The following is a 22275-nucleotide window of genomic DNA, read 5'->3' on the forward strand; positions in this document are numbered from 1 at the left end:
GCGCTGGATCGAGTCAGGTGCGTGGAGGCGTGGAGCGACGAGCCATCACGGTACGGTGTAGCGGGGGTTGCGCCACGTGTCGAGATGTGGCGCTGTTCGCTATTCGCCGAGGAAGGTTTTCATGCCCATCGCCACGATCAACGGAATCCCACTGAATTACCAGGTCAAGGGTTCCGGCGACCTGGTCGTCCTGATCATGGGGACCGGTAGCCCTGGCCGCGTGTGGGATCTGCATCAGGTTCCCGCGCTGGTGAAGGAGGGATATCGCGTCGCGACGTTCGACAATCGCGGCATCGCGCCGTCGGGGGAGAGTCTCGGTGGTATCACCATCGAGGACATGGTCAAGGACACCGCGGGTCTGATCGAGTTGCTCGGCGGCCCGGCGCACGTCGTCGGAACGTCCATGGGTTCGCGCGTAGCGCAGGAACTCGCGCTTGCCCGGCCGGATCTGGTGCGGAAGGCCGTTTTCCTCGCGGGGCATGCTCGGATGGACCGCTTCCAGATCACGCTGACCGAGGGCGAGCGTCAGCTGTACGACAGCGGGGTGGAATTGCCCGCGAAGTACAAGGCCGCGCTCACCGCGGTGATGAACCTGTCGCCTGCGTCGCTGGCCGACGAGAACACTGCCCGCGACTGGCTCGACGTATTCGAGTTCAGCGGTGGTCGTGTCTCGCCAGGCGTGCGAGCTCAGCTCGGGATGGACCGTGAGTTCGACCGTCGTGCCGCCTACCGGTCGGTGCGGGTGCCGTGCCTGTCGGTCGGCTTCGCCGACGATCGGATGATCCCGTCGTACCTGACGCGTGAGGTCGCCGATGCGATCCCGAACGCCAGGTACGAGGAGGTCCCGGACGCCGGTCACTACGGATACCTCGAACGACCCGAAGCTGTGAACAAACTGCTGCTGGACTTCCTGGCCGACTAGAAGGTCCGACCGGAACAAGCGACCCGGACCGTGTGATGCGAGCGCGGCGGAATCCCTGTGGGGTTCTGCCGCGCTCGTGCTTTTCCCGGCTTTTCGGGCAGGCCGTGGGCGTGTCCGAAACGACGGTCCCCATCGGGAGCGCTTCGCTTGGTACGCTCGCCGAACCAAGGTTAGCCTGAGCTTTGTTCAGGGGTGTTGAGGCGAGCCGGCTGCGGGCAGCATTGCCCCCGACTACGGAAGTTGAGTGATGATCGACCGATCAAGTACATTCACCGGTCAATCGGAGGTGCAGGGCGACCCGCATGGGGAAGTCTTCGACCTCGTCGGCATCGGTTTCGGTCCTGCGAATCTTGCGTTGGCCATCGCGATCGAGGAACACAACGAAACCTCCCTCGGCAACGAGATCCGCGCGTGTTTCTTCGAACGCCGTCCCGAGTTCGCGTGGCATCCCGGAATGCTCCTCGAGGGCTCGACCATGCAGATCGCGTTTCCCAAGGATCTGGTCACCTTCCGTAATCCGACCAGCAGCTACAGCTTCTTCTCCTACCTTCACGAGCACGGCCGGCTGGTCGACTTCGTCAACCATCAGACGTTCTTCCCCACTCGCCTCGAATTCCAGGACTACCTGCAGTGGGCCGCCCGACGGGTCGGGACCGAGGTTCGCTACGACGCCGACATCGTGGCCGTCGAGCCACTGCGCAACGCGCGCGGAAGTGCCGACCTGTTCACGATCCGCACTGCAGACGGCAGTGTCGTGCACGCTCGGACGGTCGTGATGGGTGTCGGCCTCCGGGCTCGCGTTCCTTCCTGGGCAACCGAGTCGTCACGCTGCTTCCACAACCACGACTTCCTGTTCCACCTCGACGAGATGCCGTCTCCGGTCCACCAGCGGTTCGTTGTGGTCGGTGCCGGTCAGAGCGCTGCCGAGGTGGTGCAGTACCTCCACGCCAACTATCCGCAGGCCGAGGTCCACAACGTCTTCGGCCGCTTCGGTTACAGCCCCGCCGACGACAGCCCGTACGCCAACCGGATCTTCGACCCCGAGGTGGTCGACGAACTGCACTCGGCTCCGTTCGAGGAACGCGAGCGGCTCCTCGCGCTGCACAAGGGCACCAACTATGCGGTCGTGGCGCCCGAACTGATCGAAGCGCTGTACGCAGCCGAATACCGCGAGAGGGTGCGTGGGCCGCGCCGTCTGTTCATGCGCCGCGCATCCGAGGTGCTCGCCACCACGGAGACCTCTACGGGCATCGAAGTGCAGATTCGTAACAGCCTGGACGGCTCGTCCGACACACTGGAGTGCGACGCCGTTGTCCTTGCGACCGGCTTCGAGCCGGCATCGCTCGGTTCGATGCTCGGAGACCTCGCGTGGAATACCCCGGTGCCGCCGGTGGCACGCGACTATCGTCTGGAACTGCCTGCCGATGTCGCGGCCGACGTGTACCTGCTGGGAGGGACGGAGAAGACTCACGGTTTGACTGCGTCGCTATTGTCGAATGCGGCAGTTCGTGCAGGAGAGGTTCTCTCTTCGGTCCTCGAACGCCGACTACGGGGGCAATCGGTGGAGCGGGCGGAGATCGGCGAGCTTGATAGAATACCGAGCCAGCACACCTACGCAACAAGTGAGGCGAGATGAGCACGAATCCATTTGACGACGAAGACGGCCGCTTCTACGTTCTCGTGAACGACGAGGAGCAGTACTCGCTGTGGCCGACCTTCGCCGAGGTCCCGCAGGGGTGGCGGGTGGTATTCGGCGAAGAGTCGCGCGCCGCGTGCGTCGAGTACGTCGAGCAGAACTGGACCGACATGCGTCCCAAGAGCCTGCGCGATGCGATGGAGGCCGACGAGAAGGCCCGCGAGGGTAGCGCCTAGAAACTTTCTTCTACATTCGACGAGAGTCACGCAGCCGACGAATACGCTGCGTGACTCTCGTCTTTTGTGCGGGTATCGGCGCGGTGGTGGAGATCGGTGACGTCGGAAGTGGCCCGGTTCCTTCGATGATGGGTAGGGGGCCGGTGCCGTCGATGACCGGAATCGGCCCGGTGGTGGCGGTGGCGCTGGGACGATCTTCTGCTTCCTCCATGGCGGTCCGCGAACCGGTCCGGCGCATCTGCGGTCGGCGCAACCCGCTCGCTGCGGCCCCGAGGAGAACGCGGGGATGCCGCGTCGTCCGGGCGAGCCACTCACCGAGCGTCACGCCCGCGGCGAGAGCGCATCCGATACCGAACGCCGAGAACAGCGCTGTCATGCCGGTAGTCACCTCGTTGCGCAGCATTGCGTACAGACCCCGGTACAGAGCCAGACCCGGCAGAAGAGGAGTGATACCGGCAACGGCGACGACGAGTGGCGGGATCAGAGCGCGGCGCGCCATCAGACCACCGGCGAAGCCGATGACCGTCGCGGCGATCGCGGACGACACGATCGGCCCGAGACTCAGCCCCAGCGACAACTGGTAGACGAGAGCACCCGCTGCGCCGGCGAGCCCGGCCACCGTGAGGGCCCGGCGCTCCGCGTAACAGGCCAGCGCGTAGAACAATGCGGCCGCCGCACCGGCTGTGACCTTCGTCGGCAGCTGTGTCAGATCGGGCAGTGGGGCATAAGTGATCAGGGGAAGCTCGGCCCCGAACACCTCGGCGATGCGCAGCGTCGTCGCCACACCGGCGATGATCCCGCCGGTCATCATCAACAATTCGAAGAACCGCGCGGACGCAGTGATCGGCGCCCCCGTGATGGCGTCCTGCACCGAACCCACCAGGGAGAGTCCGGACAGCAGCACGGTGACGCCCGCCGCGATGATCAGCCCCGGCGAAATATCGATACCGAGTGCTTCGCGGAATCCGTACAACGTGATGGCAGGCGCAGTGGCGATGATGCCGCCGACGACGTGCTGGAAGAAGAACGGCAGCCCTACACCGTTGAGGAATCGGTTGGCACGGTCGATCACGAACGTCGATGCGAAGGCCACCAAGGCAACGAGGAACCCACCGCCGAGCAACACGGAGATCGCAGCGGCCATGCCCGACCACGCGACCGTTGCAACCCAGCGGTTGTAGGGGTGGGGCGCGCTGGTGAGCGCCATGAGTTCCTCATGGGCCTGCGCAGGTGAGATAGCGTCGCGTCGGATCCTCCGGGTGAGACGATCGACCGCCGCCAGGCGAGTGAAATCCATGGATCGGTACTGCACGACACGCATGGTGCTGGCCGGGGGCATCGTCTGCCCGCGATAGGCCGACAGCACGATCGAGTTGTAGGTGACGTCGACATCGCACTGGGCCAGACCGTAGGTGGCGGCGACGAACCGTACCTGTTCGGAGGTGTCGATCGCGCCGGTTCCCGCGGCGAGCAGGACCTCACCCACGCGCACAGCGACGTCCAGAGCCTCGGCAACGACCGCATCGTCCGTCAGATCGATCGGTTGAAGTGGCGCGGGTGCGGCGGTGACCGCGTCGATGGTCGCGCGGCGCTTGCCGAAGATCAGATTGGCGGCGTCGTTGAGGAAGTTCACCGGCAACCGTCACCTACGAATCCGTGGCAGTCAGGGGTGAAACGCATGAGACCCACGGTAGCCAAACGGGCCGGGTGTGCGCGGCGAGTGTGACGCACTATATGATGGGCCGCGTTTGAAATGCCTCCTTAGCTCAGTGGTAGAGCACTCGCCTTGTAAGCGAGCGGTCGTCAGTTCAATCCTGACAGGGGGCTCACACGAAACGCAGGTCAGGGGCCGCTTTCCTCCGGGAAGCGGCCCCTTCTGCGTAACGATGCCCCGTGATCGGGCAGGGGCGCGCCACGTGGGCGCGTATCCCACGCCGCGCGGACGAGCTCGTGGCGTTGTCGGGTTTCCTCGAGTTTCTCCGCAGCTTTGGTGAACGTCTCCGATGGTGCAGTCGCATCTCCCGAACAGGCCGGTCGATATGGCACAGTGCGGCGCAGCCGAAACGACCACACCTGGATGGGAGATGTGCATGAGAGGTGTCCGAGGGGCCGGGTTTGCGAGGGCAGGGCTTGCGGCTGCAGTGGCAGCGACGGCCACGTTCGGGGTCTCGGCGGGAACCGCAGCAGCGACACCGTCGGCGGACACGATCGTCAACGGAATACTGTCGATATCGCCGATGTGTCAGGGCACAATCGACGAGCTGATCATCGCGTGCACCGAACTGGAGAAGCTGACTCCACGCTTCCCGGTGATGCTCGACATGAATCCGGTGGGCACGCATCTCGTGGTACTCGGGGCAGGCCTGACGGACGACGGCAAGATCCGGCCTGTGCTCGCGCAACGCCTCGAAGCAGCTCTTCGCGCGGCGGAGCGCTATCCGGAGTCGCCCGTCGTCGTCACCGGGGGAGTGCCTCGCAACGGCATCACCGAGGCCGGCGCCATGAAGGAATGGCTGGTGGCGCGCGGTATTCCAGCCGAGCGGATCATCGAAGAGCCCGAATCCTCCTCCACCGTGGAGAATGCGCACTTCACCAATGATCTTCTGCTCGACCGTCGCGCGACAGGAGCCGTGCTCGTCACCAACAGAGATCACCTGGAGCGGGCGATGATCAATTTCCGTCAGGCCGTCGATGCCAGGATTCCGGTGGCAGGGATCGTCGCGGCCTGAGTGCGGGGATCAGGCAGGAGCGATCTCCAGGTCGTCGTCGTCGACGAACACGAGACGCCCGTTGTCGAGCGCGACCGCCCACCGTCGGATCGGGGCCCAGTCGCGTCCGAGGTCGTCGCCCACGGTCTGCTGCGAGGTTCCGTAATCCTCCACGATCTTCCCGGGCGTCGATCTCGTCTCGGCGACGCCGGCTCTTACGATCACGGCAGCACCCACCGACAACTGATGGGAGGAGTTCGACGCTGGACCGGCCATATTCGGATCATGCCATCTCGAGGCGGGCTCGGCGGGGTGAAAGCGCGTACTCGCACGGCGATGGATTCACCGCAGCGCGAGCTTCTCCCGAGCTTCGGCGGCGAAGTCCTCTTCGACCATCAGGTCGTATCGGCTCGCCTCGATGCTCTTGCGGGAGATGAAGTCGCGCCTGCCGCCCGTGCTGTAGTGGGCGACGAAGCCGAGTGCACCGCCCCATAGAGCTCCGAACGCAATGCCGACGAGGATGGGTCCGGCGACGGTGCTTGCCGGAAGGAACACGGCGAGCAGGAGTCCGAACAGCAGGCCTGTCCATACGCCAACGCCTGCGCCTTTGGCGGTCGAGCGCGCCGTCGTCATCCGTCCTTCTACCTGTTCGACCGTGGTGACGCCCTGGCCCACGACCCTCAGGTACTCGACGGCGAAGCCTTCGTCGGAGAGATGGTCGATCGCGCGTTCCACTGCGTCGTATGTGCGATAGCTCTCGAGAAGCGTCTCCGAATCGAAGTTGTATCCCGAAGTGGGTGCGTAGATCTCTGTCATGCGCAGCTCCTGAAATCTGAAAAATTGGCAAAACGATACGCTCAGCGTAGCGTATCGTTTCGTAGTGTTTGATTTCGGGGGGTCATCTTCCGCAGACTCGATGCACTGGCGGGGAACACTCGCCCTAGAAGGGATGGACATGGTTGTCGATGCCGACGTGGAACCCGCGTCCGTATCGCCGCGACGTTCCGCCAAGTCGCGTGCCGGGACGGACGCGAGGATTCTGGGCGCGGTACTCGCGATCCTGCGCGAGCACGGACCGAACCGGGTCACCGTGGAGTCCGTCGCAGCGTTGTCCGGTGTCGCGAAGACCACCATCTATCGCCGGTACGCCAACCGCGACGAACTATTGGATGCCGCACTCGATTCGCAGTCCGCGGCGCCGCGCATACCCGACGGACTCTGCATGTACGACCGGGTGAAGTGGACCCTCGACCTGCTTCGCGTGGCGCTCTCGAGCGACATCGGTATGGGTAGCGTCAGCGCGGTCCTCACCGACGCTGATCCGGACCTGACCGAATCGTTCCGCGACATCATCAACAGTCGCAGCCAAGTCGCGGCCGAAGTGCTCCGTGCCGCTGTCGATGCAGGTGCCCTCCGCGCGGACCTCGACATCGACACCGCGGTGTCCACACTCGTCGGCTCGTACCTCGGCGCATACCTGCGGCACGGCCGGGTCGACGAGACCTGGGCCGACGACGTGGTGCACATGGTGTGCCCGGGGCTCGAACCCGGTAATGCCGCCGACTGACGTCGGCACGCCACGGCAGTGTGTCGTGGCGGTCGTCGGATCTCTGAATCTGGACCTTACGGCACTCGTGAGCCGTGCCCCGGACGATGGGGAGACAGTGCTCGGCCGGAGTCTGTCGACCTATCCCGGTGGGAAAGGGGCCAACCAGGCGATCGGTGCCGCACGGCTCGCCGCGACGGCGATCGTCGGGGCAGTAGGCAACGACGATGCCGCCGACGTCCTGCGCGCCGCACAGCGATCCGCGGGCGTCGACACGTCGCACCTGACCGCACTCGACGCCGCGACGGGTCGCGCGATTGTCGTCCTCGCCGAGGACGGGAGCAACCGGATCATCGTGATCGCAGGAGCGAACGGTCTCCTGGACCCCGCGCATGTCACCGAGGCGCTGGACGACCTTGATCCGGCGGTTGTCCTCACCCAGCTCGAGTTGCCACCGTCGGTGACTCGCGCGGCGGCGCTCTGGGCGCAAGATCGTGCGCGCAGGTTCGTGTTCAATCCCAGCCCGACGGCCCCGGTCGAACCGGAGATCCTTCGGGCAGCAGACCCGTTGGTCGTCAATGAGCACGAGGCTGCGCACTACGCGCAACAAGCCCCGGGCACCCACATCGACGTCATCGTCGAGCGATTGCTGGGCATGGCCCCCTCCGTTGTGGTGACACGAGGAGGCGACGACGTGGTGATCGGCACGGCGGACGGCGTCGAACACCTTCCGGTACCGGATGTCGACGTGGTCGACACGACGGGCGCGGGCGACCATTTCGCGGGTACGCTCGCGGCGCTGCTCGGCACCGGGGTGCCGTTGCGCGAGGCTGCGATGCGGGCGGCCACCGCCGCGGCACACCTCGTGGGGTTGCGCCGGGAGGAGCGCTGACGAGCGCTGACGGGCGGTTACGGCGGCAGCAGTTCGCCCTTGCTGCTGCGTAGCCACCGTCCGGGGAGCTTTCCTGCAAGATCGCCGAGCGGCCCGACCGCGCTGCGGAGCAATTCCACAGTTTCCTGCAGGGTGTCGACACTCTCGTTCATCCGGACGATGCCCGGCGTGAGACTCGCGAGGGTCTCGGACAGCGACACGATCTGATCGAGGGGGCCACCTTCGGCGAGCAGGCGTTCGAGGGCGCCACGCTCGGACAGCAGTACGTCGAGCGTGCCGCCTTCGGCGAGTGCGCGTTCCATGACCCCGCCGGGGCGGAGCGCCGTATCGACCAGGCCGCCGGGCGCGGTGAGGCGCTCGACCGCGCCGTCCTGCGCCAGTAGTCGTTCGAGCGGGCCGTCGGGCGCGGTGATGCGGTCGAGGAGCCCGCCCTCCGACAGGAGCCGGTCGAGGGCTCCGTCGTCGGCGAGAACCCGGTCGAGTGGGCCACCAGGAACCGTGATCCGGTCGAGTGCGCCTCCCGGTTCGAGGAGTCGTTCGAGTGGACCGCCGGGGGCGGTGAGCCGATCCACCGGACCGCCGGTCGCGAGGAGCCGGTCGAGTGGCCCACCGGGGCGCAGGGCCTGCCCGAGCCCTCGATCGTCTGCGGTCAACCGTGACACCTGCTGCAGCAACCCGAGCGAGCCCCGACTATCGCTCAGACCGACCGCGCCGAGAGCCGAATAGGTCGTCGGCGACACCGCGACACGTATGGTGCCGATGACCGTTTCGGCGACGAGAAGAGCGGAATCTGCCGCGGCCAGGCCGACTCGCAACGGTGCCGAGAGCACGGACCCCAAATTCATGAATTCACTGTAACCGGAGACACACAGAAATCGGCCCGGCGATCAGTGCAGAACTTTCAGCCCCACGACGCAGGCGACGATCCCGACGATCAACAGAATCTTCACGACGGACGCGGCCTCGGTACCGCTGACCATCGCGTACCCCACGGTCAATGCCGCGCCGATACCGACCCATATCGCATAGGACGTGCCGATCGGGAGAGTGCGCATGGCGTAGGCCAGGCCGGCCATGCTCAGCGTCAGCGCAACGAGGAAGACGATGCTGGGAGCCAGCCGGGTGAAACCCGCCGACTTTCCCAGAGCGGTGGCCCACACGGCCTCGAGGACACCGGACAACACAAGGATGATCCATGCCATGATGACAACTCCTGCACCGTCTTGTCGCTGGCCGGGTACGGTGCGCTCGTCCGGGAGACCGAGATGCGGTCACCATCGCTCCAGGCTAGGAACGACGGCCGACGGCGGCAAGAGGCCGGTGGGCTATCTCACCGCATCCGTTCCCAGGAAGCTCACAGCGAACGCCCAGCGGGACTCCAGGGGCGGGCGCGACAATCGTCGGCGTGACCGATAAATCCGAAGCCCGCATTCTGGTCGTCGACGACGAGCCGACGATCGTCGAACTCCTGTCGGTGAGCCTGAAGTTCCAGGGGTTCGAGGTCGAGACGGCTGCGAGTGGTGCCGAAGGTCTCGACCGGGCCCGCCGCTTCCGTCCGGATGCGATGATTCTCGACGTCATGATGCCCGGCATGGACGGGTTCGGGATGCTGCGGCGCCTGCGCGCGGACGGCATCGACGCCCCGGTCCTCTTCCTCACCGCGAAGGATGCCGTCGAGGACAAAGTCTCCGGGCTGACACTCGGCGCCGACGATTACGTGACCAAGCCGTTCAGCCTCGAAGAGGTCATCGCACGGTTGCGCACGATTCTCCGGCGTGCGGGGAAAGTGTCGGAGTCCGAGCGCTCGGGGCGCGTCAGGTTCGCCGACATCGAACTCGACGACGACACCCACGAGGTGTTCAAGGCCGGGCAGCCGGTCTCGCTGTCTCCCACCGAGTTCACACTTCTGCGCTATTTCGTGGTCAACGCAGGCACGGTGCTGAGCAAGCCACGGATCCTGGAACACGTGTGGAACTACGACTTCGGGGGAGAGGTGGGGGTGGTGGAGTCGTACGTGTCGTACCTGCGGCGCAAAGTCGACACCGGTGACGTTCCCCTGATCCATACCCTGCGGGGCGTGGGTTACGTGATGCGTGAGCCCCGGGTGTGAACTCGCGTTCGCTCCTGCGACTGCATGCTGTTCCGTTGCGGCTGAAGCTGGTTGCGGCACTGGTCCTGCTCGCGGGACTGGGGTTGCTGGCATCGGGCTTTGCTGTCACCTCGGCGTTCGAGACGTCGATGATCTCCCGCGTCGACCGGGATCTGCATGATGCCGGGCAGACCTGGGCGAAGCCGCTGGGGTTACTTCCTCCACCGCGGCAGGCTGCGGACCCGGGACGTCCGCCGAGTCCGTTCTACGTGTATCTCACCGACGCCGACGGCGATGTTCGGCTGCTGATCAACGACCAGTCCGAGTCTCCCGACCTGCCTCCGGTACCCGAAGCGGGACTGCGCACGGTGGGCTCCACCGACGGGTCGGGTGTCGAGTGGAGGGTCCTGACGACCGATGATCGGGACGGCGGCACCACCACGGTCGCATTGACCTTGTCGGAGACCGAGGACCTCGTCGACCGACTCGTCGTTCTGCAACTCGTGATCGGCGGAGTCGTGCTCGTTCTTCTCGGCATCGCCGGATATTTCGCAATCCGGCACAGTCTGCGCCCGCTACAGGAGGTCGAGCGTACGGCGGCTGCGATCGCGGCCGGCGACCTGAACGAGCGCGTCCCTGAAACGGATCCGAGGACCGAGGTGGGCGGGCTCTCCGTCGCGCTCAACACGATGCTCTCCAGGATTCAGGAGGCATTCACCGCGACCGCCGCGTCGGAGGAGTCCGCTCGCCGGTCGGAAGACCGGATGCGCCGCTTCGTCGCCGACGCGAGCCATGAACTGCGCACGCCCCTCACCACGATCCGCGGATTCGCGGAGCTCTACAAGCAGGGTGCGAGCGACGACACCGACATGGTGATGACGCGCATCGAAAGCGAATCCCGCCGTATGGGCGTCCTCGTCGAAGACCTGCTGATGCTGGCACGGCTCGACGCGCAACGACCGCTCGAACGCAAGCCCGTGGATCTGCTCGCGATCGCTGCCGACGCCGTGCACGGGGCGAGGGTCGTCGCGCCGGACCGCAGCATCGACCTCGAGGTCCTGGACGGGCCCGGCACACCGGAGGTACTGGGCGACGATGTCCGGTTGCGCCAGGTCCTCGGGAACCTCGTGACCAACGCTTTGACCCACACGCCGGCCGACGCAGCGGTGACGGTCCGGGTGGGTACGGTCGGCGCCGATGCCGTGCTCGAGGTTTCCGACACCGGGCCCGGACTGTCGGAAATCGACAGGGAGCGCGTGTTCGAGCGTTTCTATCGCACCGACAGTTCTCGTTCACGCACCGGCGGCACCGGGGGCGGCAGTGGTCTGGGACTGTCCATCGTCGCCGCGCTGGTCGCCGCGCACGGCGGGACGGTCGACGTCGACAGCATCCCCGGCCGGGGGGCGACGTTCCGCGTGCGAATGCCACGCCTGCACCCGGAGTGAGACCCCGACCTGCTCTACACTGCGTTTCGCATCATGCCGATTCGGTAGGGCAGGTAGGGAGCCAGATGGGGATCGCGGATTTCGTGTCGAAGGCCGCCCACAACGCGTGGTCGATGTTCGTGGCGGACGGTGTCGCAGAGCCGCACCGGACGCCGTCGGTCGTGGTCGGCGACGGTCTCCACCGCACACTGCGACGCTTCGGTCCCGAGGACGGCGGCGACCCCGTGCTGCTCGTGACGCCGCTCGCGGCGTCGCCGACCTGCTTCGACCTGATGCCCGAGCAGAGTCTCGCCGCGCACCTCGTCGGGCTCGGTCGCAGCGTCTTCCTCATCGAGTACGGGGAGATCACCGACGACGATCGCGACCTAGGACTCGAATTCTGGATCGACGACGTGCTCCCCGAGGCGATTCATCGTGTTGCGGAACTGTCGGGCGGACGCAACGTCGATCTCGTCGCGTGGAGCATCGCGGGAAGCCTTGCGCTGTTGACTGCCGCGGCCCACCCGGAATTACCGGTCCGCTCGATCACCACGTTCGGGACACCCATCGACTACGAGAAGATTCCGCTGATGGTCCTTCCCCGGCTGGCGGGTAGGTATCTCGCCGAACCGGCGCTCGATGTCGCCGACCATCTGTTCGGCGGGATTCCTGCACCGCTGGTGCGGATTGCCTACCGCGTCACCGCGCTCGAGCGCGAGGTGAGGAGGCCGTGGTTCGTCGCGGCCAACATCGCCGACCGCGACAAGCTCGCGCGTATGGAACGCGTCGACCGGTTCCAGAACGAGATCGAGGGCTACGCGGGTCGGGCATTCCGTCAGCTCGCGGTGAAGGTGACCGTGGGCAACGAACTGACGACGGGACGACTCGAGCTCGGCGGTCGCGTCGTCGAACTCGCCGATGTCGACGTGCCGGTGCTGGCGTTCGGTGGCACCGACGACGTTCTCGCTCCGATCCCGTCGGTCGAGCCGGTCACGTCTGTTCTCACCGGATCGCCGAGAGTACGGTGCGTTCGTGTTCCGGGTACCCACCTCGGGATTCTCGCGGGAACGACGGCCCCCGCCACGTCGTGGGTGGAACTGGCCGCGTTTCTGGACAACCCTCTCGGCGGCGATCCGGACGGCGCGGGAGCAGCGCCCGTGGCCACCGGTGAGTCGGTGTCGACAGCGTCGCAACCCCGGGCGCACTGAGGCACACCCTCAGTCGGGGACGTGTTCTCCGTGCCCCTGTTCACGCAGTGCTGCCCGGATCCTGTCGCGGGCCCGGTCGAGCGACTCGGCCGACGGATCCTTCTCGGCCTGCGAGAAATCGAAGTCGCCGAGCGTGTGCGCGGGGAAGACGTGCAGGTGCAGGTGGGGGACCTCGAGACCGGCGATCACCAGACCGACGCGCGGCGCTTCGTACGCTGCGCACACTGCGCGTCCGACGATCCGGGCGACACGGTTGACCTTGTCCGAGAGGTCGTCGTCGATCTCCTGCCAGTGATCCACTTCCTGTCGCGGAACGACGAGGACGTGCCCCTCGGTCAGCGGATTGATGGTGAGGAACGAGACGACATCGTCGTCCTCCCACACGAAACGGCCGGGTAGGTCACCGGAAATGATCATGCTGAACACGGAAGCCATACCGGCACAATAGGCCGATCACAGCTGCTCGGCGACATCGGCCGCAGCGAGTGAGAGGACAAGCAGGGGGACAACCTTCGCAGGTGGGATGTGATAGCGGTTACGGGACTGCTGTTCGACGATGTGTGCGGCCGACAGTGTTCGCAGATGGTGGTAGAGACGGCCGGGTGACGACAGAGCCGTCGCCTCCTGCAATTCGCTTGCAGTGGCGGGGCCTCGCAGCAGGGTCCGCACGATCGCGAGGCGGGCGGGATTGCCGAGCGCATCGAGGACTCCCGCAATTGCAGAGCCATTCAACCCGAGGGTGGCGGCAGCGTCGTATTCGACGGTCCACGACACGTTGCCGTACAACGACACCGTGCCCTGGTAGCCGATGCTGCCCGCCGTCCCGGGGGATGCGGTGCGGGCACTCTCATCGGCACTGGCACCCTCGTCGGCACGGGCACCCTCGTCGGCGCTGGCACTCTCGTCGGCGCTGGGGCTCTCGTCGGATCCGGTGCTGCCTTCGAGAAGCCGGACGCGACGTTCGAGGTCGGCGATCCTGTCCTCGTAGTTGCCGGTCGGGCGGTCGTTCACACAGCGCACCGTATCCGATCGAGCAGCGCGGGCTCCGACATCGCGGCGAACATGAGTCCCTGGTGCGCGAAGCTCGTCTGCGCAGCCGAATAATCGGCCTCCGACATGTTCGACGTCAGGATCACCGCGGTGGAGACGGTGCCGTCGGGCAGCCTCGTACTCATGGCCTCGGTGAGGATGCCGGGAAGGCTGCCGCCCTTGAATCCGAGCCCCTCGGTGCCGGGAGGCGCCGGCTGCCATTCCAGGTGACCGCGGGCGATGTCTGTTCCGCTCCCGAACGACCCGTCGGCGATCGCCCGATGGATGCTCGCGAGTTGCTCTGGAGTACCTGCATTGTCGTCGCGTTGAATCCGGTCCATTTCGCCGTACGGATCGTCGGGTAACACGTCGGGTTGTTGCAGAAGTTCGTGGACCTCGGCGCGGAAGCCCGGGTCGTTCGCGTAGCGCTGAGCGGTGTCCCACAGGTCGGTGCCGGTGTCGTCCGGTGCAACGAACCCGAGTGTATTGCCGAGCAGAGTCGGCGGTTCGAAGTCGTCCCATCCGCCCTGCTCCGCAGCCGTCCTCAGCGCGTCGTCGCCGAGCCGGTCCCGCAGGTACTCGGGTGCCGCGTTGTCGCTCTCCTGGATCATCGCGCTCACCAGGTCGTCGAGGGCGACGGTGCCTTCCGGGGTGACACCGAGGCGTTGCATGGCGGCGGGGTGTGCGCCGCCATCCGTGTCCGGGAGATACCAGCGTTCCCATTCGGCGACAGGGATTTGTTCTGCGGGGTCGAGATTGCCGTCCGCAACGGCTCGCGCGTACGCGGCAAGGTGGACGACCTTGACTGCCGACGCGAGTGGCGCGGGGTCGTCGGCGCGGTGTGCGACGACGTTCCCGCGTCCGTCGTCGATGACGAGGCCGACCGAGTCGGGGTGTTCGGCGAGGTAGCCGATCCAGCCTTCGGGGCTCGTCACGTCTGCGGCGGGTGGCGGGCCGCAATCGGCGGCCGCTGAGGTTGCGGTGCCGGTTGCGGTGGCGTCGTCGGGTGGTGAATCGGTGCACCCCGTGAGTGTCAGGGCGGTCGTGACGGCAAGTGCAGCGAGGACCTTCGTCGACATCGGTACTCCGTAAGTTCGGAAGTTCGGAATTACGAATTTACGATAGGCGTGGCGCAGACATGTGTCCAGCCCGCCGACCGGGTCGGTCGTATCGTCACCCTCATGGACGAGCCCGGATCTGCACGTGTCGGTACGCAACATGCGCTGATCGCCGAGCTTGTCACCGAGGTCCTGGCTCCGCTGCCCGCGGACCGCCGGACGGTCGTCGGACTGTGCGGGCCGCCCGGCTCCGGCAAGAGCCGCGCGGCGGGACTGCTCGTCGGTGCGCTCACCCGCGCCGGAATCGAGACGGGGTCGGCGCCGATGGACGGCTTCCATCTGTCGAACGCCCAGCTCGATGCCCGCGGCGCCCGTGAACGTAAGGGGGCACCCGACACGTTCGACGTGGCGGGATTCCGCGAACTGCTCCAGCGCGTGCGAGTGCGTCGGGACGAGACCGTCTACGCCCCCGACTTCTCGCGCAGACTCGACGACCCGGTCGCGGCGGTGCATGCCATCGAACGGTCTGCCCGAGTCGTGGTCACCGAAGGGAACTACCTGTTGTTCGACGCCGGTGGCTGGCAGGAAATCCGTCCACTTCTGGATCTCGTGATCTACCTGGACGTGCCGGCGGAGACACTGACTCCGCGCCTCGTTCGTCGGCATCGCGTAGGTGGTCGTGCACGATCACAGGCCCGCGACTGGGTTCGCGACGTCGATCTGCCCAACGCCACCGCCGTCGCTCGCACCCGTGGCCGTGCCGATCTCGTGTGGAGCCCCGTCCCGTAGTCTGTCGTGCGTGCGCGTACTCGTTATCGGCTCCGGTGCCCGTGAACATGCTCTCGCCCTGGCTCTGTCCCGCGACCCGGGTGTGACGGCCGTCCTGGCTGCTCCGGGCAATGCCGGCATCGCCGAGGTGGCCGAGCAGTATGCGGTCGATGCCTCGTCCGCCGATCAGGTTGTCGCGCTCGCAAAGGACAAGCAGGTCGACCTCGTCGTGATCGGACCCGAGGTCCCGCTCGTTCTGGGTGTCGCCGAGGCCGTGCGCGAGGCAGGCATCCCCTGCTTCGGCCCGTCTGCCGACGCCGCTCGTATCGAGGGGTCGAAGGCTTTCGCGAAGGACGTCATGGCCGCAGCAGGTGTGCGTACCGCACGCAGTGAGGTCGTCGATTCGCCAGCGATCATCGACGAGGCGCTCGACCGGTTCGGCCCTACCTGGGTGGTCAAGGACGATGGACTCGCCGCGGGCAAGGGTGTGGTGGTCACCACCGACCGGGACGCCGCCCGTGATCACGCGGCGGAGATCATCGAGAACGGACACCCCGTGCTGCTCGAGTCGTTCCTCGACGGACCGGAGGTGTCCCTGTTCTGCCTGGTCGACGGCGAGACCGTGGTGCCGTTGCTGCCCGCGCAGGATCACAAGCGGGTCGGCGACGGTGACGTCGGCCCCAACACCGGCGGCATGGGTGCGTACACGCCGCTTCCGTGGCTGCCCGAAGGCGCTGTCACTCGGATCGTCGACGAAGTCGTGAAACCGGTTGCTGCCGAACTCGTGCGTCGGGGTTGTGGCTTCTCCGGCCTGCTCTATGCGGGTCTGGCCATGGGCCAGGAGGGTCCCGCGGTCGTCGAGTTCAACTGCCGTTTCGGCGATCCCGAGACGCAGGCGGTGCTTGCGCTGCTCGAGTCCCCGCTCGGCGAGGTGCTCGGCGCGGTGGCGAACCGCACGCTCGCGCAGTTGCCCCCGCTGCAGTGGCGCGACGGTGCTGCGGTGACGGTCGTGCTGGCTGCGGAGCACTACCCGGCGAGCCCGCGCACCGGCGACGTGATCGGTGGCGCAGACAGCGACAAGGTCCTTCACGCAGGCACCAAGCGCGGCGACGACGGAGCGCTCCTGTCGGCGGGCGGTCGGGTGCTGAGCGTCGTGGGGGTCGGCGACGATCTAGAGGCTGCGCGTGCGGACGCGTACGCGATCTTGGATGACATCAAGCTCCCGGGCGGCCATTTCCGCACGGATATCGGTCTTGCCGCGGTCGAGGGGCGCATCGCGCTCTGACTTGTTCCCGTGCGGGAAAAACTTGCGCATACTGCATGAATGTTTCACACTCGGTGCATCTTCTGAAGAGGCCAGAGGTGACAAATGGGTTCATGGAAGCGTGCATCGACGCAGGATCCGACTCCGCTCGCGCATCATTGCGTCAGGCTCTACTCGCTGCCGAGCGACATCATTGTCGAGCGTGATGTCCCGATCCGTATGGCCGACGGCACCACATTGCGGGCGAACGTCTTCCGGCCGGAAGGCGCCGAACGCTACCCGGTCCTCGTCTGTGCAACGCCGTACGGCAAGGACGCCGGTGTCGACGACTATCCGGTGAGTTTCGGCGAGCTCGCTCAGTCCGGCAACTTCGTCGGCGAACTCGAACTGAGTGATCACACGGCGTTCGAAGCCCCCGATCCCGGCTACTGGGTGCCGCGCGGATACGCCGTTGTCGTCGCCGACCTGCGCGGCTGTTTCGCCAGCGAGGGGCGCCCGCGGCTGCTGCTCGGCCGGATCGCGGCAGACGCCGCCGATGTCGTCGAATGGGCCGCCGAACAACCGTGGAGCACCGGGAAGGTGGGAATGGCCGGGGCGTCGCATTTGGCGACCTTGCAGTGGTACACCGCGGCGCAACATCCGCCGCATCTCGCCGCTTTCTCCCCGTGGGATGGGATCACCGATCCCTTCCGCGACACGCTCAGCCACGGTGGAATCCCGGAAACGCATTTCAGCAGTTTCTGGTGGCGCGCGACGCAGCGCGGCAGCCGCTCGCCGTCGACGTCGATCCGGAGGATCTCTCCGTGGCTGTGGCGACGATTCCCGGACCGCTGCAGGCACGTCGTAGGCCCGCCGCCCTTCGCAGACATCACTGTGCCCGCTCTGGTGGGAGCGTCGTGGTCCGATCAGGGGCCTCGCACGCGCGGCTCCATCACCGGTTTCTCACAACTGGGATCGCCCGACAAGTGGTTGTACACGCACGGCCGCAAGAGCTGGCAGATGTTCTACGGGGTCGAGGCTCTGGACATTCAACGCCGGTTCTTCGACCGTTTCCTCAAAGGCGAGGACAACGGATTCGACGAGACCCCCCGCGTTCGTCTCGAAACCCGCCACGATCTGCGCACTTACTCCGAACGACATGAATCCCAGTGGCCGATTCCGGACACTCGCTACGTTCCACTTCATCTCGATCACGCCAGCGGTGGCCTGCATTCGGAGATGCCCGCAGAGGAGGCCAGTGTCCGGATGTTCCCCGTCGCAGGCGACGAACTGGTCTTCACCACGACCTTCGACGAGGACACCGAGGTCACCGGTCACGCTGCTCTGCGGTTGTGGGTGGAGGCCAAGGACGCCAAGGACATGGACCTGTTCGTCGCGCTGAAGAAGATCGATCCGGCGGGCGACGAGGTCCGTTTCGAAGGGCACGACGGTTTCGAAGAGGCGGTCGTCGCGCACGGATGGATCCGGGTGTCGCGGCGCGCGCTCGATCCGGAGGCGTCGACCGCATACCGACCGGTGACCGACCCAGCCGCGTACTGGCCGCTGTCGGCAGGACAGATCGTGCCCGTCGACATCGAGATCATGCCGCACAGCACGTTCTTCGAAGCGGGATCCTCGCTCGCGCTGGTTATCACGGGCCACGACTTCGACACACTTCCCGACATCCGGCACAACGACACGATCAACCAGGGATTCCACATCGTGCACGCGGGTGGCCGATTCGATTCGCATCTGTTGCTGCCCGTGGTGGCCGCCGAGGTTTCCACGGACGACGCCACCGGTGTCCCGGCCGCGTCCGCTTCGCTCCACGACCTCCCCATCGCGTGGGGTGCCCTGTTCGGTCGCCAGTACGTCCGGCTCTGAGCGCGAGGGGAGGACGACTACCGTCGACGTCGTGCGCACTGAATCCCGACGCTCCCTTATCGAGACGTTCCACGTCATGGACGTGTGGAAGGCCGCCGCCGAACGGCAGCGCACCCACGGTGACGTGCTGAGCCTGGCTGCAGGGCAGCCGTCGACACCGGCGCCCGTACCGGTGTTGCGGGCCACCCGCCACGCCGTCGACACCGAACTGCTCGGCTACACCGAGACCTTCGGGATCCTCCCGCTGCGCGAAGTGATCGCCGGGTACCACCGCGAGCGGTACGGACTCGATGTCGATGCCGACGACGTCGTGGTCACCACCGGGTCATCGGGTGCATTCACTCTGCTGTTCCTCGCCGCGTTCGACCCCGGCGACACCGTGGTCGTCGCGCGGCCCGGATATCCGGCCTACCGCAACACCCTCGCCGCGCTCGGCTGCAACGTTGTCGAACTCGATTGCGGTCCCGATACCCGCTACCAGCCCACCGTTGCCATGCTCGAAGCGCTCGACACCCCGCCTGCGGGGCTGGTGGTCGCGAGTCCGGCCAACCCGACCGGCACCATGATCGAACCCGACGAACTCGCCGCACTGGCCCGTTGGTGCGACGATCACGGCGCGTTGCTGATCTCCGACGAGATCTACCACGGCATCGAATTCGGCTCCCTGAGTTCAGCGGCGGCCTCGCCTGGGACTTCGACGTCCTGGGCGACGTCGAGGGAGTCGGTCGTCGTCGGGTCGGTGTCGAAGTACTTTTCGATGACGGGCTGGCGACTCGGGTGGATGCTCGTGCCGGATTCGCTGCGGCCTGCCTTGCAGCGCCTGGCGTCGAACATGACGGTCTGCCCGCCGTCCATCTCGCAATTCGCGGCGATCGAGGCGTTCGGCGCCGAAGCGCGTGTCGAACTCGACGGGCACGTTGCCCGGTACGCCGCCAACCGGGAACTGCTGTTGACCGGCCTACCGGATCTCGGGATCACGAAGCTGGCGCCTGCCGACGGCGCGTTCTACGTATACGCCGACATTGCTCATCTGCTGGCCGACGAGACGTCGACCGCGTGGTGTTCCCGGCTGCTGCACGACACGGGTCTGGCGCTCGCGCCCGGCATCGATTTCGACACCGTCCGAGGCGACGAGACGGTACGACTGTCCTTCGCCGGATCGACCGCGGACGTATCGGCGGCGCTGGACCGGCTCGCCGGATGGCTGCCGGTGTCCTGAACGGCGCTGCTACCTGCCCGACGCGATGATCTGCGCGATGTTGCGTTCGGCGAGTGCGGCGATGGTCAGTGACGGATTGACTGTGCCGGTGCTGCCGGGGATCAGGGCACCGTCGACGACGTACAGGCCGGGGTGACCGTGCACCCGGCCGTAGTCGTCCGTCGCGTCGCCCATCACGACACCGCCGAGCGGATGCGCCGTGAACGACGCGTTGACGTCCGCCGCCATCGGCTCGGCGCCGGGTACGGTGCCGCCGGCTGCAGCCATCCTGTCGTGCACGGCCCGCAGTGCGTCGATGCTCGCGCGTTCGCCGCCCGAAGGCCACTTCACCACACCCCGATCGGCGTTCGGGTCGTAGACGACCTCGGCGCGTGTCGGGTCGAGCGTCATGCCGAGGGAGGCGAGCATGCCCACGTCCTTCGCTGTGCCCGCGACGAACCAGTTCTCGAGGCTCAACGGCAGACCCGATTCGTCGACCACGCGAGAGGCCGCAGGCGAGCCCTGATCGCCGCCGAATGCGTCGGTCAGGGCGATCGAGCGCACGAGCACCGCGTCGCCGTTGGTGCCCCAGCCGCGGCCGACGTGCTCGTTGAGGTTGGCGAGCGATCCCGTGTGACGTGCCTTGACGAGCAGTTCCGTGGTGCCGACCGAGCCCGCACCCAGCACGAGCTTGTCGCATGTCAGTGTCGAGGTACTCAGGACGGCACCGGTGGGATCGACAGCCTGCACATCCACCACATAGCGGCCATCGGGTTCCTGGCCGACCGACAGCACCCGGTGGGCGTGGCACACCTGCGCGCGACCGGTTGCTTCCGCCGCCGGAATGTAGTTCTGGGTCAGGTCGAACTTCGCGCCGTTGGAGTTGCCGAGGTTCGTCTCGCCTGCCACCGCCGACCGGCGCACCGACCCCGCGAGTTCGGCGCGGACGATGTCCCAGTCCCAGATGCCGTCGATACGGTGCGGTGTGTAACCGGCTTTGACGGCGTCGTCGTCCCAGCGTCGCGAGTGCGTGAATTCGCGGGCGTGGTAGATGTCGTCGGGCATCGGATCGAGCCGCAGCATCGCCCGTACCTTCGGGTACCACGTCGAGGTCATCTCGTCGTAACTCAGCCGGCTGCCGAAGACATGCTCGAAGAAGCGTTGTTCGGGGGCGATCATCACGCCGGTGAACACGATCGAGCCGCCACCGACCGCGGCGCCGCGCCACACCGACATGTTCGGGTAGTCGGTCACGTCGAGCACACCCGCGAAGTCGTCGCACACGACGGGAATTCCGGTGGGGCCGGTGAATGAGGTGCGGTGGTAGTAGCCGCGCCCGTCGGCGAGCAGATCTGTCGTGAAGATCTCCCGCTGCGGGTCGCGGGGCCAGCGCATGCCGCGTTCGAGCACGGTCACCTGCGATCCCGATTCCGCGAGCCTCAGCGCGGCGACACTCGCCCCGAATCCGGAACCCACCACGATCACGTCCGAATGCGCCGGTGGGGTGGGGGGAGGGGTGAACAGTTCGGGGACGAGGCGACGGTATTCGTCGATACCGAGGGGCAGTGCCGAGGCGACCGGGAGCCCGGAGCCCCCGACACCCACGGACGCCACGGCTGCGCCGAATGCTGATGCCTGTAGGAACCGACGACGTTTCATTTCCGACTTCGCTCCGATCGTGTCGATACGACCGGGGGCGCGACAGCCGAGCCCCCATGCCGGCGGGGCTGATGGTACCGGGCGGTCTCTGGCCCGTTCGCCCCTGGTAGAGGTGGTTGGGCTGTCACGATGACTAGGTGTCGATTGCTGCGACTCCGAAGGGCGAGCGGCGCCGCCAGGCGCTGGTCGAGGCTGCAGCCGATCTCGTACTCGAAGGCGGTATCGACGCGGTCCGGCATCGGTCCGTCGCGACCCGCGCCGGCCTGCCGCTGGCGTCCACGACCTACTACTTCGATTCGCTCGACGACCTCATATCGTGCGCCGTGCACTTCAACAGCGTGCGTGAACTCGACGAGATGGACGAGTGGGTGCGTGAGGTTCCGCAATCATCGCGCACCGTCGGCTCCACCGCCGATCTGATCGTCGACCTGCTCATCGGCCCGCGCGCGATCGGTCAGGCAGACCGGGAACGTCTCATCTCGAGGTACGAACGCTATGTCGCGACCGCACGCCATCCCGAGTTGCGCGACGTGCAGCTGGAGATGCGCGAGCAGCTCGACGAACTGCTCACCGAACTGCTCCACCGCTGCGGCCGCGACGTGCACACGGATCAGCTGCGCCGGCTCGTCGCGGTGGTGGACGGCGCGGTGCTCGGTGGTCTCGGAGAACTCGATCCCGATCCGAGAGCGCTGGCGCGGGGGATCTTGATCGACGTCGTGGACACCGTCGCCCCGCCGGCCGATGGGTGATCACGGGCACGGGTCCGTAAACTGTT

At 66.5% G+C, this 22275-nt stretch carries 23 protein-coding genes, 1 tRNA gene and 1 riboswitch; of the genes, 15 read left to right on the forward strand and 9 right to left on the reverse strand.

What is annotated here, in order from left to right; genetic code table 11:
* Window positions 1-121 precede the first annotated feature (121 nt).
* The 3 genes from ACSYG9_RS13680 to ACSYG9_RS13690 all read left to right on the forward strand — a co-directional run bounded on the left by ACSYG9_RS13680 (window position 122) and on the right by ACSYG9_RS13690 (window position 2794).
* Entirely contained in the window at window positions 122-922 is an 801-nt protein-coding gene (locus tag ACSYG9_RS13680; RefSeq protein WP_440123053.1) for an alpha/beta fold hydrolase, read from the forward strand.
* 247 nt (window positions 923-1169) lie between these two features.
* Window positions 1170-2558, forward strand: a complete 1389-nt coding sequence (locus ACSYG9_RS13685) for a SidA/IucD/PvdA family monooxygenase (protein ID WP_440123054.1) — start codon at window positions 1170-1172, stop codon at window positions 2556-2558.
* On the forward strand, window positions 2555-2794 hold the full coding sequence (locus ACSYG9_RS13690) for an MbtH family protein (protein WP_247272680.1): 240 nt from the start codon (window positions 2555-2557) through the stop codon (window positions 2792-2794). The genes ACSYG9_RS13685 and ACSYG9_RS13690 overlap by 4 nt, the downstream gene beginning before the upstream one ends.
* A gap of 10 nt (window positions 2795-2804) precedes the next feature.
* Here ACSYG9_RS13690 and ACSYG9_RS13695 read toward each other — a convergent pair whose 3' ends face one another.
* Entirely contained in the window at window positions 2805-4427 is a 1623-nt protein-coding gene (locus tag ACSYG9_RS13695; RefSeq protein WP_440123055.1) for a threonine/serine exporter family protein, read from the reverse strand.
* Between the two features lie 122 nt (window positions 4428-4549).
* Between ACSYG9_RS13695 and ACSYG9_RS13700 the strand changes: the two genes are divergently transcribed.
* A tRNA-Thr gene (locus tag ACSYG9_RS13700) sits at window positions 4550-4621 on the forward strand.
* A 263-nt stretch (window positions 4622-4884) separates the two neighbouring features.
* Window positions 4885-5523, forward strand: coding sequence for a YdcF family protein (locus tag ACSYG9_RS13705; protein ID WP_454838695.1), 639 nt, complete (start codon window positions 4885-4887; stop codon window positions 5521-5523).
* A gap of 9 nt (window positions 5524-5532) precedes the next feature.
* On the opposite strand, the gene ACSYG9_RS13710 is transcribed toward ACSYG9_RS13705, so the two are convergent.
* Both ACSYG9_RS13710 and ACSYG9_RS13715 read right to left on the reverse strand, forming a co-directional pair.
* On the reverse strand, window positions 5533-5778 hold the full coding sequence (locus ACSYG9_RS13710) for a hypothetical protein (RefSeq protein WP_440123088.1): 246 nt from the start codon (window positions 5776-5778) through the stop codon (window positions 5533-5535).
* A 66-nt stretch (window positions 5779-5844) separates the two neighbouring features.
* The gene (locus tag ACSYG9_RS13715; protein WP_440123089.1) at window positions 5845-6318 is read right to left on the reverse strand and encodes a general stress protein; all 474 of its coding nucleotides are present in this window, start codon (window positions 6316-6318) and stop codon (window positions 5845-5847) included.
* A gap of 139 nt (window positions 6319-6457) precedes the next feature.
* Here ACSYG9_RS13715 and ACSYG9_RS13720 point away from each other — a divergent pair, with 139 nt between their 5' ends.
* Together ACSYG9_RS13720 and ACSYG9_RS13725 are read left to right on the forward strand one after the other, a co-directional pair.
* Window positions 6458-7069, forward strand: coding sequence for a TetR/AcrR family transcriptional regulator (locus tag ACSYG9_RS13720; RefSeq protein ID WP_454838698.1), 612 nt, complete (start codon window positions 6458-6460; stop codon window positions 7067-7069).
* Between the two features lie 67 nt (window positions 7070-7136).
* On the forward strand, window positions 7137-7940 hold the full coding sequence (locus tag ACSYG9_RS13725; protein ID WP_454838700.1) for a ribokinase: 804 nt from the start codon (window positions 7137-7139) through the stop codon (window positions 7938-7940).
* A gap of 17 nt (window positions 7941-7957) precedes the next feature.
* Here ACSYG9_RS13725 and ACSYG9_RS13730 read toward each other — a convergent pair whose 3' ends face one another.
* A complete protein-coding gene (locus tag ACSYG9_RS13730) occupies window positions 7958-8785 on the reverse strand; it encodes an ABC transporter (protein ID WP_440123092.1) in 828 nt (275 codons plus the stop codon).
* A gap of 42 nt (window positions 8786-8827) precedes the next feature.
* Window positions 8828-9142, reverse strand: a complete 315-nt coding sequence (locus ACSYG9_RS13735) for a DMT family transporter (protein ID WP_454838703.1) — start codon at window positions 9140-9142, stop codon at window positions 8828-8830.
* A gap of 10 nt (window positions 9143-9152) precedes the next feature.
* Window positions 9153-9218, reverse strand: a riboswitch (guanidine-III (ykkC-III) riboswitch).
* Window positions 9219-9345: 127 nt separating this feature from the next.
* On the opposite strand from ACSYG9_RS13735, the gene ACSYG9_RS13740 reads away from it, so the two are divergent.
* The 3 genes from ACSYG9_RS13740 (at window position 9346) to ACSYG9_RS13750 (ending at window position 12661) form a co-directional block, all read left to right on the forward strand.
* Window positions 9346-10050 (forward strand): response regulator transcription factor, encoded by a 705-nt coding sequence (locus ACSYG9_RS13740; RefSeq protein WP_454838705.1) that lies wholly within the window; start codon window positions 9346-9348, stop codon window positions 10048-10050.
* The gene (locus ACSYG9_RS13745) at window positions 10047-11474 is read left to right on the forward strand and encodes an ATP-binding protein (protein WP_440123095.1); all 1428 of its coding nucleotides are present in this window, start codon (window positions 10047-10049) and stop codon (window positions 11472-11474) included. Before ACSYG9_RS13740 ends, ACSYG9_RS13745 begins: the two co-directional genes overlap by 4 nt.
* A 65-nt stretch (window positions 11475-11539) precedes the next feature.
* Complete coding sequence (locus tag ACSYG9_RS13750; RefSeq protein WP_440123096.1) at window positions 11540-12661, forward strand: alpha/beta fold hydrolase; 1122 nt, start codon at window positions 11540-11542, stop codon at window positions 12659-12661.
* 9 nt (window positions 12662-12670) lie between these two features.
* Here the strand turns inward: ACSYG9_RS13750 and ACSYG9_RS13755 are convergent, their stop codons facing one another.
* The 3 genes from ACSYG9_RS13755 to ACSYG9_RS13765 are packed head-to-tail and all read right to left on the reverse strand — an operon-like array spanning window position 12671 to window position 14769.
* The gene (locus ACSYG9_RS13755; RefSeq protein WP_440123097.1) at window positions 12671-13096 is read right to left on the reverse strand and encodes an HIT domain-containing protein; all 426 of its coding nucleotides are present in this window, start codon (window positions 13094-13096) and stop codon (window positions 12671-12673) included.
* An 18-nt stretch (window positions 13097-13114) separates the two neighbouring features.
* Window positions 13115-13672: an ArsR/SmtB family transcription factor gene (locus ACSYG9_RS13760; protein ID WP_454838708.1), complete on the reverse strand. Its 558-nt coding sequence runs from the start codon at window positions 13670-13672 to the stop codon at window positions 13115-13117.
* Window positions 13669-14769: a serine hydrolase gene (locus ACSYG9_RS13765; RefSeq protein WP_440123099.1), complete on the reverse strand. Its 1101-nt coding sequence runs from the start codon at window positions 14767-14769 to the stop codon at window positions 13669-13671. The genes ACSYG9_RS13760 and ACSYG9_RS13765 overlap by 4 nt, the downstream gene beginning before the upstream one ends.
* Window positions 14770-14817: 48 nt before the next feature.
* Between ACSYG9_RS13765 and ACSYG9_RS13770 the strand changes: the two genes are divergently transcribed.
* The 4 genes from ACSYG9_RS13770 (at window position 14818) to ACSYG9_RS13785 (ending at window position 19862) form a co-directional block, all read left to right on the forward strand.
* Window positions 14818-15537, forward strand: a complete 720-nt coding sequence (locus ACSYG9_RS13770; RefSeq protein ID WP_440123100.1) for a nucleoside/nucleotide kinase family protein — start codon at window positions 14818-14820, stop codon at window positions 15535-15537.
* 10 nt (window positions 15538-15547) lie between these two features.
* Complete coding sequence (purD, locus tag ACSYG9_RS13775) at window positions 15548-16801, forward strand: phosphoribosylamine--glycine ligase (RefSeq protein WP_440123101.1); 1254 nt, start codon at window positions 15548-15550, stop codon at window positions 16799-16801.
* Between the two features lie 84 nt (window positions 16802-16885).
* Window positions 16886-18643 (forward strand): CocE/NonD family hydrolase, encoded by a 1758-nt coding sequence (locus ACSYG9_RS13780; RefSeq protein WP_454838711.1) that lies wholly within the window; start codon window positions 16886-16888, stop codon window positions 18641-18643.
* 31 nt (window positions 18644-18674) lie between these two features.
* A complete protein-coding gene (locus ACSYG9_RS13785; protein WP_440123103.1) occupies window positions 18675-19862 on the forward strand; it encodes an aminotransferase class I/II-fold pyridoxal phosphate-dependent enzyme in 1188 nt (395 codons plus the stop codon).
* Between the two features lie 9 nt (window positions 19863-19871).
* Here ACSYG9_RS13785 and ACSYG9_RS13790 read toward each other — a convergent pair whose 3' ends face one another.
* Window positions 19872-21500 (reverse strand): GMC oxidoreductase, encoded by a 1629-nt coding sequence (locus ACSYG9_RS13790; protein ID WP_440123104.1) that lies wholly within the window; start codon window positions 21498-21500, stop codon window positions 19872-19874.
* Between the two features lie 137 nt (window positions 21501-21637).
* Here ACSYG9_RS13790 and ACSYG9_RS13795 point away from each other — a divergent pair, with 137 nt between their 5' ends.
* Window positions 21638-22249: a TetR/AcrR family transcriptional regulator gene (locus ACSYG9_RS13795; RefSeq protein ID WP_454838714.1), complete on the forward strand. Its 612-nt coding sequence runs from the start codon at window positions 21638-21640 to the stop codon at window positions 22247-22249.
* The last annotated feature ends 26 nt before the right edge of the window (window positions 22250-22275 follow it).

This window comes from Rhodococcus sp. SJ-2, assembly GCF_053750035.1.